Genomic DNA, 13937 nt, shown 5'->3' with positions numbered 1-13937 from the left:
AATAGTAATTTAACATGTGTATTCGTTAATATATGTATAGTAAAGTTAATTTTTGTGATAATTTAAGAATGACTTAATTTGTAAATAGGAGAGACATAAATGAAGAAAAGTTTGAAAGCTAAGCTAATTATAATGTTTGTAATTTTTATATCTGTACCTTTAATTGCATCGGGAGTATTTTCATATATTTCTGCTTCAACTGCAATGGAAAAGTCTACAGAGGGAAATTTAGTAGAAATTACAAATAAAACTGGACAAATAGTTCAAAGTACTGTTAGTTCAGTAGAAAAGTACATACAATTAATGACTATGAATAAAGACATACCAACCGCTTTAAAGACTAATAGCACAGAAGATAAGAAAAATGCATTTGATTACATAGCAGCAGTTCAAAGTGCATATAGCAAGGAAATTGAGCAAATTGTTATCGTAGATTTATCAAGCAAAGGAATTATTTCTAATGCTAACATGAATGAAAATATTGATTTAAGCGATAGAGATTATATTAAAACAGCTCTAAGTGGAATAGCAGGCAAAAGTGGCGTAATAGAATCAAAAACTACGGGCAAAAGAGTTATTGCTATTGCTTATCCTCTTACATATGAAAATAAGGTGGTAGGTGCAATACTAGCATCTATAAAATTAGAAACAATAACAGAACATCTTGATAAGGTTAAAATCGGAAAAGGTGGCTATGCCTTTATGCTTAATAAGGATGGTCTTATGCTCCATCACCCAGTGGGAGACAAAATCCTTAAAGAAAAGGTATTTGAAACTACAAGTCCTAGCTTAAAAGCATTAACCGAAATTATGAAAACTGGAAAGTCAGGCTCAGGGGAATATAACTATGAAGGTGTAGAAAAATATATGGCCTTTGTTCCTGTAGGAGATTGGATTGTAGCAGTTACGGCTAATTATAATGAATATATGGACGCAGCTTTTAAAATAAGAACTAATACCTTGGTGTTAACTATAATATCCTTAATATTGGCTATTGGTGCTGCTTATGGAATGACTACAAGAAATATTATAAAACCAATAAAACAACTTGAAGATCTTATGATTCAAGCAGGACAAGGGGATTTAACTGTTTTATCCAATATAAAAACAAGAGATGAAATACAAACTCTTGGAGAGAAGTTTAATGACATGATACAAAGTCAAGGTGACATCATAAATAATGTAAGAAAAAGTGCAGAAGAATTAGCAGCTTCCTCGGAAGAAATGGCTTCTTCTACAGAAATTATAGGTGCAGCATCTGAAGAGATTACTAATAGTATACAAGGTGTGGCCGCAGACGCAGAAGAGCAAAATAATGCAGTGGTAGAAGCATCTAAAGTCTTAGTAGAACTATCTAGCTTAGTTCAAATAGCTCAAAATAAATCCTCAACAGCTAAAGGTAACTCTGATACTTGTTTACAAGTAGCTCAAGGAGGAAGGACCTACCTTAAACAAACTGTACAAGCTATGGACGGTATAAGTGAAGTGTCTACGGAAACTTCTGAGACCCTTAAGGCTTTAGAGCAGCTTTCTAATAAGGTGGGAGTAATTGTCACAACCATAAACGGTATTGCTGAGCAAACCAACTTACTAGCATTAAATGCCGCTATTGAAGCTGCAAGAGCTGGTGAACAGGGAAGAGGCTTTGCTGTAGTTGCTGATGAAGTAAGAAAACTTTCAGAGGAATCTACAAAAGGAGCTAATGAAATAACAACTTTAGTAGGAGAAATGGTTCATCAAATTAGCTTAGCCGTAAAATCCATGGAATATGGAATGAATGCAGTGAATGAAGGAGTAGCAGTGGTTTCTCAAACTGATGAGGCTTTCCTAAGCATAATTGGTTCAGTAGAACAAATCGTTAAGGATATTAAACAGATAGATGAGATAACTAAGAGTGAAGTAGCAAGTTCAGAACAAATTATAAAACTAATTGATTCTGTAGCTACAAGGACTGAGGGGACAGCAGCAAGTAGTGAGCAGGTTTCGGCTTCTACAGAAGAGCAGGTGGCTACAATTCAAAATTTATCTTCTGTAGCAGAAGAAGTCAGTGCTATGGCTAATGAGTTAAATATTTTAGTTGAAAGATTCAGGATAAGAGGTGAATAAGATGATAAATACAGTCATGATACCAAGGAACTTTGCTATAGACGAGGCTACTGAATTAAGAGAAAAACTTATTGATATGATTGAAAATAATAAGTATGATTTTCTTCTTGATTTTAGTAACTGTACTTTCATAGATAGTACAGGATTAGGGGTTTTGGTTTCTGTTTATAAGAGAATCAACGAACATAAGGGAAGTTTAAAACTTGTTAAGTTAAATGATAATGTGATGAAAGTGTTTAAGCTAACTCGTTTAGATAAGGTATTTGAAATAAATTAGGTTTTAATAAAAGGCTGTTCACAAAAAGAGTGAACAGCCTTTTAGGTTTTAAAGCATTTTAGTGTAAGTGATTTAAAAGATACCATCATGAATTTTATTGATAATATTTCAAATCATAAATGAAAATAGTAGGTCCTAAATTATAAAAGAAAGAAATGGTAGGTATTTAGTATATTATCAAAGTAATGAAGAATTTTATTCTTTATATAGTTTATTTAGATATACTATTATTTAGGTGAGAGCATAGTATTAGCTACGTTAAATGAAAAATAAATTATATTTAAAATAATGAAAAATCTCAATAATTACTAAGAAATAATTGTAATAAAATAACACTATATGTTACAATATGTAAGAATATGCTAAAAGTAATATTTAGGAGGAATTATAATTGAAGAATAAAAGAATGAAAATGAATATTAGGACAAAACTAATGTTCAGTTTTATGGCTATGTGTTTAATACCTTTAATTGCACTTGGGAGCTCAACTTATATTAATTCTCAAGCAATTCTTAGCAAAAAACTTGAGGTTACTAGTTCGCAAACCCTACTAGAGGTTAATAGAGGACTTAGTAACTATTTTAATGCAATGGCCAATCAGATAACAACTTTAGCAGGAAATTTTGACTTTGTAAATGTGGATGACAATCCAACATATATAGATTTTGCAAAATCATTGCTTAAAGATGTTCAGGGCAGTACTGATGACATATCAAATGTATACTTTGGAACAGAATCAGGAAAATTTGCGATTTATCCTGAAGCAGATATGGGGAAGGACTACAACCATAAAACTAGGGACTGGTATACTCTTGCAGCTGCAAAAAAAGGACAAGTAGTAATCACAAATCCTTTTAAAAGCGCGTCTACAGGTAAGTATGTAGTATCTATTGCAAAAGGGGTTATGAAAGATGAAAAACTTATTGGGGTAGTAGCAATGAATGTAAATCTAGAGAAACTATCGGGTGAGTTAGCTCAAATTAGAGTTGGAGATAGTGGATACGTTTTTGTAGCTGATAGCAATGGGAAAATGATAGCCCATAAGGATCCATCACTTATTGGAGGGGATTCACCAACTACTATAGCAATATGGGATGAAGCCAAAGCTAATACAAGAGGTTTTGGACATTATGAGTTCCAAGGAAAGAATAAATTTGCATCATATGATACCAATGAAGCTACAGGATGGAAGTTAATAGCACCTATGGATGAAATGGAACTTATAAAAGATACAAATAGCATAAGAAATATGATGTTATTAACTGTATTAATTGTAATTGTGATATCTGCAATAGTCTCCTATATTATAAGTCAAGGGATGGCTTCTAATATAAATAAAGTGAGAAAAGCATTCAAGAAGGCATCTGATGGTGATTTAACTGTTTCGGTACATATTAAATCTAGGGATGAAATACGAGCATTAGGTGAAGAGTTCAATTCAATGATGGTAAATATATCAAGTTCATTAAAAAGTGTAGAAGCTTCATCAAAGGTAGTTTTAGACACTGCTACAAATGTTGCAGCAATGTCAGAAGAAACATCAGCAGCTATAACTCAAGTTTCACAAGCTGTAGACGAGATTTCTTCAGGAGCAACAAAGCAAGCTCAGAGTTCTTTAGAAGCACTTTCAAGTATGGAGGAGTTTTCTGAAAAACTTGAGAAAGTAACTGAATCAGCTCAAGAAATGGGCGGAATTTCAACCTCGACTCAAGAGTTAAGTTCTAATGGATTAACAATGGTAAAGGAACTAACAGAAAAATCTAAGGAAACTAAAGTGTCTACTACAGAAGTAAGTGAAATTGTAGAAGATGTAAATAGCAGTATGGCTCAAATTAATTCAATATCAGATACTATCGCTCAAATTACTGAGCAAACAAATCTCCTATCTTTAAATGCATCTATAGAAGCAGCAAGAGCAGGAGAATCGGGTAGAGGATTTGCAGTAGTTGCAGATGAAATTAGAAAGCTAGCAGAACAATCTAAGAATTCTACTGAAGAAATAAGAAGAATTGTAGAAACTATTCAAAGTAAGTCTCAAAAAGCAGTAAAAGCAATTAATAAAGCTGAGAATACAGTTTTAGAACAAGAAAATTCAGTAAATAAAACCGAGGAAATATTTAATAACATTATAGATGGAATCTTTATTTTAACAGATAAGGTAGAAGAAATAAAACAAGCCACTCTAGAAATAAATAATAAAAAGGATTCTATACTTCAAGAAATTGAAAGTGTTTCTTCTATTTCTGAAGAAACTGCTTCATCTACAGAAGAGGTGGCAGCATCTACAGAAGAAGTTAGTGCGTCAATGACTGAGTTTACTAACTATGCGGAGGAGTTACAGGGACTTTCCCAAAAATTACAAGATGAAGTTAGTAAATTTAAATTATCAGAATCAGACAGCTAAATATAATACTAAGAACAGCTAGCAAGAATAGTAATTCTTGCTAGCTTTTGGACTTATTAGAGATAATTAAGGCATTCTATCACTAATAATATGCAGAGTTTCCAATAGTTTCAGTATAAATTAAATAGTCTATTAGTACGAAGATTAACTTGGAGAAGCAGTAAGAGTTTGAATCTCAATAATATTGGCATGGCTAGTATGTATGTTACATAAAAATTACTGCATAAATTGAGTTTTGCTTAATTAGTAATTTATAGTTGACTATTATGACAAAAAATTCTCTGAAATTAATATTTAGGGATGAAAGGCGGGGGGATTATGAGAACCATACAAGAAGCATCAAAGCATTCAATTTACAATAAAAAAAAGGTTGAGAAAAGTTCCATATGCGGGTGTTATCATTGCTTAAACATTTTTAAACCTGAAGAAATTAACTCATGGATGGATGAAGGCAGGACAGCGAAATGTCCCAAATGTGATATGGATAGTGTTTTAGGTGATATATCCGGTTATGAAATCAACTCTCAAACGTTACAAGTATTAAATGAATACTGGTTTGAAATTGAGTAGAATGTTCAATGATTTGCAAGTTTTAATGCTTAATTATGAATTTCACTTATTAATAAATTGAGAGAAAAATATAGTTTTCAGAATTATAAAAAAAGGTTGTTTAAACCATTATGGGTTATTGTGGGTTAAGTATGAAACTACTGGAAAGGGGTTGTTTTTGGTACAAGCCTCATGTTATCATGTATTCATCAGCAAGGAACTGAAGAAATAAAAGCTTCCAATTCTCAGTTGGGGTAATAGGTTATACCTCAAGGAAGTAAAAGCAAAATAAAAAATAAGGAGTTGTTGATCAATGATAACAAATAAAATTTTAGCATTAATCTTATCACTTTGTACAATAGGGGGAGCAACTGCAGGAACTGTTGCAAATAACAGTCAATTTATTAAACTCCCACTTGATTCAATTGTGCAAAAGATAAATCAAGGTAACATTAATAATGGACAAATTATTGAAATTCCTATAAATAATCAAAGTCCAACAGATAATCAAACAGGAGGACAAGCTCCTTCTACTGAAGCACCAAAACCAGAAGCTCCAACAAATGTAGTAACAAAGCCAGAGCAACCAAAAACTGAGACTCCAGGAACTGTAACTACAAAGCCAGAAGCACCAAAACCAGAGCAACCTGCTACAAACCCAGCTACATCTACTCCAAGTGGGTTGCCAGCTAATCCAAATAATAAGAGCTTTAAATATTTAGAGGCAGTTGAAAAAGAAATATTAACTTATGTTAATCAGGAGAGAACAAAGGCTGGACTTAAACCATTAGCGTGGGAAGAAGCTATGAGACCTATAGCTAGATATAAATCAAACAATATGCTTCAATATAACTACTTTGAGCATAATACACCATCTTTAAACAATGCTAGCCCAATGGATTTAGCAACTAAATACTTTAAGTATAATACCAATGGATATGGTGAAAATATATTTTATAGCATGGGTTATCCAGAAGCTACAACTACTGCAAAATATCTAGTTGATCAATGGATGAACTCACCAGGACATAGAGCAAATATTTTAAATTCAAACTGGACTAAGATGGGTGCTGGAGTTGTGTTTAGCAGCCAAGGAAACTATGTTTATGCAACACAGCATTTCTCAACAAGATAGTGGAGAAAATATGCAAACTAAATAACCTTGTTGATTACTTTAGGGTGTAGGGAATTTTATTTCTCTACATTCTTTTATTTTTTTATTCATTTTTTTAGTACAAGTCCTATATATATTAGGTAATGAAGTTTTTCAAGAGGGAGTTTGATTTATATGTGGACTTTTGTACTTTTAATAGTAGTTAATATCGCTCTTATTTTATTCTTTTGTCATATGTTTTCTAATAGTGTAGAAAATTTAGGAAAGAAATTAAATTTAGGAGATGGGGTAGTAGGTAGTGTTTTATCTGCTGTGGGTACAGCACTGCCTGAAACTATGATTCCCATTATTGCGGTTATTAGTAATAAACCTTCAGGAAATGGAATAAGCACCGGTGCAATTTTAGGTGCTCCTTTTATGCTGTCTACTTTAGGTTTTCTTGTTACTGGATTTGCTGTGTTTTTTTATTCTTCAGTTAATAAAAGAACAATAATGCTACATGTGGACAAAGGGATATTTTCGCGAGACTTTTTCTTTTTTATCATTTCATATATAGCTACAATTTTAATTTCTATTACTAAAAATAAATCTATTTTTTATTCTGGAGCAATGTTTTTAGTGCTACTCTATTTTATTTACATAGTAAGTACTCTTAAACATCAAGGAGGAAAAGAAGAGGCTGCACCAACTCTTATGCTAAGTAGAATTACTAGAAGTAGTGGAATGATTGTTATACTACTTCAATTAGCTTTATCTTTAATAGGGATAATTTTAGCTAGTGAGGAATTTGTGGACAACATAAATAGAATGTCTACTACTTTGGGGATATCTTCCTTTGTGTTATCCATGATAATTTCACCTATAATTACGGAGCTACCGGAAAAGTTTAACTCTATAATGTGGATAAGGAGTAGAAAGGATAATCTAGCTCTAGGAAATATTACAGGAGCAATGGTTTTTCAAAGTACCATACCAGTTGCTTTTGGGCTTGCAGCTACTAATTGGAACTTAAATACTACTTCGCTTTTCATAATGACTCTTACGCTAATTTCAGCATTAGTGCAATATCTTTATCTAGAAACAAAAGAAACTATTAGCCCTTTTGTTTTGACATTAAGTGGTTTGCTATATGGTGTTTTTATTTATGTAATTCTTGTACCATAACTAGCATTTATTCTTTAATCATATAATTCCAACTATATAAATAAAAATTATATAACAATAATTTAAATAACGTCTGGTGATAGTTATGAGAAAAACCTATTTGCAGATACAATAGATGAACATAATCATATAAATAAAACAAATAACTAAATCATAAATATTATGATAATATTTATTGTGGGATAAAACTTAAGAATATAATAAATAAGTTGCAGAGATTTTATCATATTACAACATAGAACATGAACCAAAGGAGAAAAAACATGAATTTTAATTTTAGAAAAATTATTTCATTAATTGTATTATCTTTCATCACTATTGTGTTACTTAGTGGTTGTGAAGTAAAAGCTGATAAGAATTTAAATGAAGAAGTTGCTAATAATAAGAAGGAAATAACTGTAGGTTTTATAAGTAGCAGTGATAGTTGTTGTACAACCCCAGTGGATAAAAATCAAGGCTTTCAAACAGCTCTATGGGAAGAAGTTGGAAAGCATACTGACTATAAAATAAATTTTAAATCTGCTGATAAAGATTCCATTATAGATTTATATAAATCAGGTAAAATAGACACCATAGTATATAAGTTTGATCAAGGGGAAAAATCTCAATTTAATTATGAATTAACGGTACCTATTGTTGATGTACCAATAACTACAATAAATCAATTCCCTTTTAAGGATGATTCAAGAGGCAAAGATTTGCTTAAGGTTGTAAACGAATCCTTAAAGGGAATGGAGGAGAAAGGAACTATAAAACAATTAAAAGATAAGTGGTTCAATGAGAATTTGGAAAAATAATTTTGTTATTAACCATTGATTATAATTTGCAAATTAGATACACCCATAGACTAGTGTGAAGCTAGCATGGGTGTTCTTTTGCATTTGGGTATAATTAACTAAGTTTTTAATTACAATTGTTTAAAGTCTAATTTGGGTGCTTAATTTGAATATTTTCATCTAACCTTATAAAAGAATAGTCTTTAACAATGCAACTAAGGTTATTAAGTTTTTTTTCAAGGTCTGAACTAGAAAGTTTCTTGGTGAAAACAACTATATTGTCTTCGCATTCTATAGTTTTACATACCCAAGGGGCTTTTTGTAGAAGTTTAATTAGTGTACTCTTTTCATCCTCAATTATAGGGGTAAGTCTTACATAGTATTCCCCAGAGATGAAGTGAACTGTTTCGGTAGAAATTATGCTCTTTGATGAAAGATTATCCGAACTATAGGAACCGTTAATAATATCTATAAGATCACATATTATTGCATTGGAAGTAGGATTTTTTCCTGCGCCCTCTCCAATAAAATGAAGTTCACCAACTATACTACCATTCACAGAAATTATATTACAGGCATTTTTTATACTGGATAAAGTAGAACTGTTGCTAACTAAAACGGGTTCTACAGAAGCAGAAAGCCTGTTGTTATGATTTGAAGCTGTTCCTATTAATTTAACTGTGCAATTTAAGTTTTTAAATATTTTTATATCCAAAGAATTTATAGAGCGGATTCCACGGCAAGGAATTAAATCCTCTGTTATTACTTTCTTAAAAGCAATAGTAGATAATATAGCAAGCTTTCTGCTAACATCATATCCATCCACATCATCTGAAGAATTTATTTCAGCATAGCCTAACTTCTGCGCTAGAACTAAAGCTTCTTCAAAGGATAAGTTGTTGTCTTTCATTTGGGTTAATATAAAATTGCTAGTACCATTAAGAATTCCTCTAATTTCATTAATTTTATTAAAAACAGAGTGGTGCTTTAAGGGTTTAATGATAGGAATTCCCCCACCTACACTAGCTTCAAAAAGAAAAGCTTTATTCTTTTTTTCAGCAAGGTTTAATAATTCTTTAAGATGTCTAGCTACAACAGCTTTATTCGCAGTAATTACATGTTTCCCATTACTTAAACTTTTAAGTAAATAAGAATAAGCGGGACTAAAGCCATTAATAGCTTCTATTATAATATTTATTTTAGGGTCATTTAATATATCATTAAAATCATTAGTAAATAACTCTTCAGGAACATTTGGATCACGTTTTTTATTAAGATTTTTAACTAATATTTTGCTAACTGCAATATCTTCATTTATACAACTACTAATAGACTGATATTTCGTGAGCAATTCATAAACCCCAGAGCCTACAGTTCCAAATCCAAGCAAACCAATATTTATCATACAAAAACTCCTTTCAGATATAACTTATTTCATTGTTTCGTTTATTTAATTTAGAATATATAATAGATAGATAAAAAATATGGTAACCATACTAATTGCTATTTTAAAAAGCTAAGCAAGGTTTACTGATTACTGATTATGCTAAGCCAGTTAATAAAAAACTTTATAGCATCTTCTAACCAATTATATTTTGGTAAGTTGGCACAAGAATAATTTTCAGGGAACTTAGAATTCAAACCCATTAACATATCTCTTTTATACTCATCTAACAAAGTGTAACTATCATACTCCCAGTGACCAGTCAAAAATATTTGTTTATAATCACTAGAAGAGATGCAATGTACCCCTGAGATTTCAGAAGATATTAATACTCTAAGCGGTTCTATTTTATCTATAGAGTTTTTATCTATATAAAAGAATCTAGATTGAGGAATCCAAAGATTTTCGTTTAAACCAGCTAGTAAATTCGAGTTGTTATTTTCAATATGATTTGAATATAGGCCGAAGATTTTTTCCCTTACTAGAATTTTACTTATATTATAATGATAGTAAAGACCAGCACAAGCAGCCCAACATATATGGATAGTAGATTTAACCTTTAGCTTTGAAAATTCCATTATAGCTTTTAGTTCAGTCCAATAGTCTACAGATTTAAAATCTATTTTTTCTAAGGGTGCACCGGTTATTATTAATCCATGAAAGTTATAATCCATAACATCATAAAAGGTCTTATAAGCTGTTGATAAATAGTCCCTGGAAGTAGTTTTAAAGCTATGAGTAATAGGATATAAAAATACCACTTCTACTACAAAATTGGGATTATTAAGTAACTTTAAAATTTGAGTTTCTGCAGTAATCTTATTGGGCATGAGATTTAAAATAGCTATTTTAAGAGTATTAACAGGAATTTCTACAATATCTTCCTTATATAATAAACTTACATTTTCCTTTAGTAGTGCCTCACAGGAAAGTAAATTTTTACTTAATATAATAGGCAAGTTATCACTCCTAGCATTATTTAAGTTTATTCAATGCCTTATCGAAATCATTTATAAGGTCTTCAATATGCTCAATTCCTACTGAAACTCTAATTAGGTCAGATGATACTCCAGAAGCTTCTAGTTCTTCATCACTTAATTGCCTGTGAGTTGTACTTGCAGGGTGAATTACAGAGGTTCTCACATCTCCAAGGTGAACCACTAATGCGGCCAAGGTTAGGTTCTTTATGAATTCTTTAGCTGTAACTCTTCCACCTTTTATTCCAAAAGTTAAAATACCACTACCTCCTAAGGGAAGATATTTTTTTGAAAGGCCATAACTTGGGCCTCCAGGAAGATTAGGATAATTAACCCACCCAACCTTAGGATGGCTAGATAAGAATGTTGCTAAAGCCAAAGCATTTTCACTATGTCTTTCCATCCTAACACTTAGGGTATCTAAACCTAAGTTTAATAAAAATCCATTGAAGGGGCTCAGAGTGGTACCTAAATCACGAAGGAGATGTACTCTAGCTTTAGTTATATAAGCTAATTCTTTGAACTCCTTCACATAGGAGATTCCATGGTAACTTGGGTCAGGCTCTGTTAATTGAGGAAATTTACCATTGGACCAGTCAAAATTTCCACCATCCACTACTATGCCACCAAGGCTGCACCCATGACCGTCAATATACTTTGTGGCTGAGTGAATAACTATGTTAGCACCATGATCAAAAGGGTTGCAGAGAATAGGGGTAGGAAAAGTATTATCAACAATAAAAGGAACATCTAAAGTTTTAGCTATTTTTGAAAATTTTTCAAAATCCAATATATTTAAACTAGGATTACTAATAGTTTCAGCAAAGATAGCTTTCGTATTTTCAGTGCCATAAGTTAATATTTCTTCTACTGATAGATTAGGATCAACAAAAGTTACGTGTATCCCAAACTTTTTTAAGGAGGAAGAAAATAAAGTAAAAGTTCCTCCATAAAGAGTGGAGGTAGACAGAATATGATCCCCCGAACTACAAATATTTAGTATGGATATAAGAGTTGCTGACTGACCAGAAGCGGTTGCTAATGCACCAACTCCCTTCTCTAATAAGGATATTTTTTCTTCGAGAGCTGAAATTGTAGGATTGCTTATTCTTGAATACATATGCCCTGAAGCTTTTAAATCAAAAATTTCAGCTAAGTGATCTGGATCCTCATATTTGTACGTTGTACTTTGAACTATAGGTGAGATTCTAGGTTCTCCAACCTTAGGAGCATAACCCCCTTGAACACATAAAGTTTCTTTTTTCCATAAATTACTCATTTATATTACCTCCTTGTAAATTATTAATAAGTTTAATACTTTTTTATTAATTGATACTCTCAAAGTTTCAGGCTCTTAAATCAGCTTAAAGTTATCAATATAAGAAACTAAGATTAAGCCTTAGCTTATACAGGGAATCTATCCTAGCTCCCAGAAGATTTTTGGGAATGAATTAAGGAAACTTTAAGTTTAGGCATCTTCAAAAAATAAATAAGTCAATCTGCTCGTCTATTTTGTGATATATTGCGTCAACAAAACCCTTAGATAGCCCCACTATCTGCGGAACCTGTTTCCTTGTCGGCACAAGCTTGCTTGTGAACACAAAATAGCCTTCACGTCTTGGACTAGTTATTTATTTTCAGATGCCCTAAGAACCTTTATTAAGATAAATTTTTAATAAATAAAATTTAAAACAAAAAACCGCTTCTTAAGTATAAGAAGCGGTTTTAATTACAAAAAATGAAAACCAATTCTTATCTCTCAGCTTTTAAGCTGCAGGATTTAGCACATTCCTATATAAATAATTTATATAGGTGTTGCTGGGTTTCATAGGGCCAGTCCCTCCACCACTCTTAATAAGAATGAAAATATGAAATTTTATTTTTGAAATAATATTCTACTAATGAAAATAAATTTTAATCATAATGACCTAATCTCAAATTTTAACTAGACCACTATGAATTTTATTAAATAATGAACAAGTTCATTTTGTCTAACAACTTTGGAAGCAGATTTTCACTGTAGCCAAAGCATATTTTATAAGCTGAGCAACTGCAAGTCTGCCAAGTAGACACCTTAGAAGATGGCAGACTTGAAGCTTCCAAAATGTTGTTAAAACATACTGTTGCAAATTTCTAGTTTTTAAGTCCTAATCTTAGCCGGCAAAAATTAAAACATAATAAAAAGTCTTCCTAACAGAGTTAAGAAGACTTATATTACTAAAATATAATAAGTTTCCTCTTATCGCTGTTAGCTGAACCACCTTACTATTGTAGGTTGGTATAGGGTCAACGAGCTAACTCTCTACCCTAACTCAAAATAAGAATTAAATTTTATTTATTATAACAATAGTATCATGGGAAAAACTTCATGTCAATACTATTTATGTAAGTTTATATTTCAATTATGGAGCTACTGGTGGTACAAAAGTTCTTGTAGCTAGTTCAGAATCCAAAGTATAAAGGGCATGCGGATCATTTTCTATTCTTTGAAGTTTTTTAATTATATTGCCTACAGTAGACATTTCTTCAACTTGCTCATCTATAAACCATTTCAAGAAACTGATAGTTGCGTGTTCTCTTTCTTCTGTAGCAATATCCATTAAATTATATATTCTATCAGTAACTGATTTTTCATGCTCTAAAGTAACATTAAAAGCATCTAGAACTGAATCGTATTCATTCCTTGGTTCTCCAATAGACTCAAAGTTAATTCTTCCGTCCATTTCTTTTATAAAATTAAAGAACTTCATAGCATGAAATTTTTCTTCTTCAGCTTGAACAGTAAAGAAGTTAGTGAAACCGTCTAGGTCCTGTGATGCACAATATCCAGCTAATGCTAGATAGACATGAGATGAATAAAATTCATAGTTCATCTGTTTATTCAGTTCATTAAATAATCTTTCGCTTATCATTATAGAATCCTCCTTGTATAAAAACTTTCTTTGTACTCTTTATGTAGTATACACATTCAATAATAGGCATAAACCAATTTTATAGGTTTAATTTAAAGTAAAAATATGTATGAATTAATCTTTGTACAAAGTTATTTTACTATATAATACCATAAAATTAATATTATTCAAGTAATAATAATTATTATTTAGCATTATTATTTAGCATTATTAT

The 13937-nt window shown here is 31.3% G+C and carries 11 protein-coding genes and 1 riboswitch; of the genes, 7 read left to right on the top strand and 4 right to left on the bottom strand.

Going from position 1 to position 13937, the window contains the following annotated elements:
• Nucleotides 1-99: 99 nt before the first annotated feature.
• From J2Z44_RS01320 to J2Z44_RS01290, 7 genes are all read left to right on the top strand, one after another.
• Nucleotides 100-2106 (top strand): methyl-accepting chemotaxis protein, encoded by a 2007-nt coding sequence (locus tag J2Z44_RS01320; RefSeq protein ID WP_021281576.1) that lies wholly within the window; start codon nucleotides 100-102, stop codon nucleotides 2104-2106.
• Between the two features lies 1 nt (nucleotide 2107).
• Nucleotides 2108-2383, top strand: a complete 276-nt coding sequence (locus J2Z44_RS01315; protein ID WP_021281577.1) for an STAS domain-containing protein — start codon at nucleotides 2108-2110, stop codon at nucleotides 2381-2383.
• Between the two features lie 391 nt (nucleotides 2384-2774).
• Nucleotides 2775-4787, top strand: a complete 2013-nt coding sequence (locus J2Z44_RS01310) for a methyl-accepting chemotaxis protein (RefSeq protein WP_021281578.1) — start codon at nucleotides 2775-2777, stop codon at nucleotides 4785-4787.
• A 318-nt stretch (nucleotides 4788-5105) separates the two neighbouring features.
• Nucleotides 5106-5357 (top strand): hypothetical protein, encoded by a 252-nt coding sequence (locus J2Z44_RS01305; RefSeq protein WP_021281579.1) that lies wholly within the window; start codon nucleotides 5106-5108, stop codon nucleotides 5355-5357.
• A gap of 292 nt (nucleotides 5358-5649) precedes the next feature.
• Nucleotides 5650-6471: a CAP domain-containing protein gene (locus J2Z44_RS01300; protein WP_021281580.1), complete on the top strand. Its 822-nt coding sequence runs from the start codon at nucleotides 5650-5652 to the stop codon at nucleotides 6469-6471.
• 153 nt (nucleotides 6472-6624) lie between these two features.
• Complete coding sequence (locus J2Z44_RS01295; protein WP_021281581.1) at nucleotides 6625-7614, top strand: sodium:calcium antiporter; 990 nt, start codon at nucleotides 6625-6627, stop codon at nucleotides 7612-7614.
• Between the two features lie 263 nt (nucleotides 7615-7877).
• On the top strand, nucleotides 7878-8411 hold the full coding sequence (locus tag J2Z44_RS01290; protein ID WP_209649286.1) for a transporter substrate-binding domain-containing protein: 534 nt from the start codon (nucleotides 7878-7880) through the stop codon (nucleotides 8409-8411).
• 127 nt (nucleotides 8412-8538) lie between these two features.
• Here the strand turns inward: J2Z44_RS01290 and J2Z44_RS01285 are convergent, their stop codons facing one another.
• The 4 genes from J2Z44_RS01285 to J2Z44_RS01270 all read right to left on the bottom strand — a co-directional run bounded on the left by J2Z44_RS01285 (nucleotide 8539) and on the right by J2Z44_RS01270 (nucleotide 13723).
• Nucleotides 8539-9795 carry a homoserine dehydrogenase gene (locus J2Z44_RS01285; RefSeq protein WP_021281583.1) on the bottom strand — a complete coding sequence of 419 codons (1257 nt, stop codon included), beginning with the start codon at nucleotides 9793-9795 and terminating at the stop codon, nucleotides 8539-8541.
• 122 nt (nucleotides 9796-9917) lie between these two features.
• A complete protein-coding gene (locus J2Z44_RS01280; RefSeq protein WP_021281584.1) occupies nucleotides 9918-10793 on the bottom strand; it encodes a homoserine O-acetyltransferase/O-succinyltransferase family protein in 876 nt (291 codons plus the stop codon).
• A 16-nt stretch (nucleotides 10794-10809) separates the two neighbouring features.
• Nucleotides 10810-12090 carry an O-acetylhomoserine aminocarboxypropyltransferase/cysteine synthase family protein gene (locus J2Z44_RS01275; protein WP_021281585.1) on the bottom strand — a complete coding sequence of 427 codons (1281 nt, stop codon included), beginning with the start codon at nucleotides 12088-12090 and terminating at the stop codon, nucleotides 10810-10812.
• Nucleotides 12091-12560: 470 nt separating this feature from the next.
• Nucleotides 12561-12672: riboswitch (SAM riboswitch) on the bottom strand.
• A gap of 541 nt (nucleotides 12673-13213) precedes the next feature.
• Complete coding sequence (locus J2Z44_RS01270; RefSeq protein ID WP_021281587.1) at nucleotides 13214-13723, bottom strand: ferritin; 510 nt, start codon at nucleotides 13721-13723, stop codon at nucleotides 13214-13216.
• Nucleotides 13724-13937: the final 214 nt, after the last annotated feature.

This window comes from Clostridium punense (assembly GCF_017874425.1).
In the GTDB taxonomy this organism is placed as follows: domain Bacteria; phylum Bacillota; class Clostridia; order Clostridiales; family Clostridiaceae; genus Clostridium_J; species Clostridium_J punense.
Note: the sequence above shows the minus strand (reverse complement) of the source record. Positions and strands in the feature narration are given on the sequence as shown.

Excerpts from the sequence above, each read along its gene's own strand:
- J2Z44_RS01295 (WP_021281581.1), top strand. The coding sequence starts at position 6,625 with ATGTGGACTTTTGTACTTTTAATAGTAGTTAATATCGCTCTTATTTTA.
- J2Z44_RS01305 (WP_021281579.1), top strand. The coding sequence starts at position 5,106 with ATGAGAACCATACAAGAAGCATCAAAGCATTCAATTTACAATAAAAAA.
- J2Z44_RS01290 (WP_209649286.1), top strand. The coding sequence starts at position 7,878 with ATGAATTTTAATTTTAGAAAAATTATTTCATTAATTGTATTATCTTTC.
- J2Z44_RS01315 (WP_021281577.1), top strand. The coding sequence starts at position 2,108 with ATGATAAATACAGTCATGATACCAAGGAACTTTGCTATAGACGAGGCT.
- J2Z44_RS01300 (WP_021281580.1), top strand. The coding sequence starts at position 5,650 with ATGATAACAAATAAAATTTTAGCATTAATCTTATCACTTTGTACAATA.
- J2Z44_RS01270 (WP_021281587.1), bottom strand. The coding sequence starts at position 13,723 with ATGATAAGCGAAAGATTATTTAATGAACTGAATAAACAGATGAACTAT.
- J2Z44_RS01285 (WP_021281583.1), bottom strand. The coding sequence starts at position 9,795 with ATGATAAATATTGGTTTGCTTGGATTTGGAACTGTAGGCTCTGGGGTT.
- J2Z44_RS01275 (WP_021281585.1), bottom strand. The coding sequence starts at position 12,090 with ATGAGTAATTTATGGAAAAAAGAAACTTTATGTGTTCAAGGGGGTTAT.
- J2Z44_RS01320 (WP_021281576.1), top strand. The coding sequence starts at position 100 with ATGAAGAAAAGTTTGAAAGCTAAGCTAATTATAATGTTTGTAATTTTT.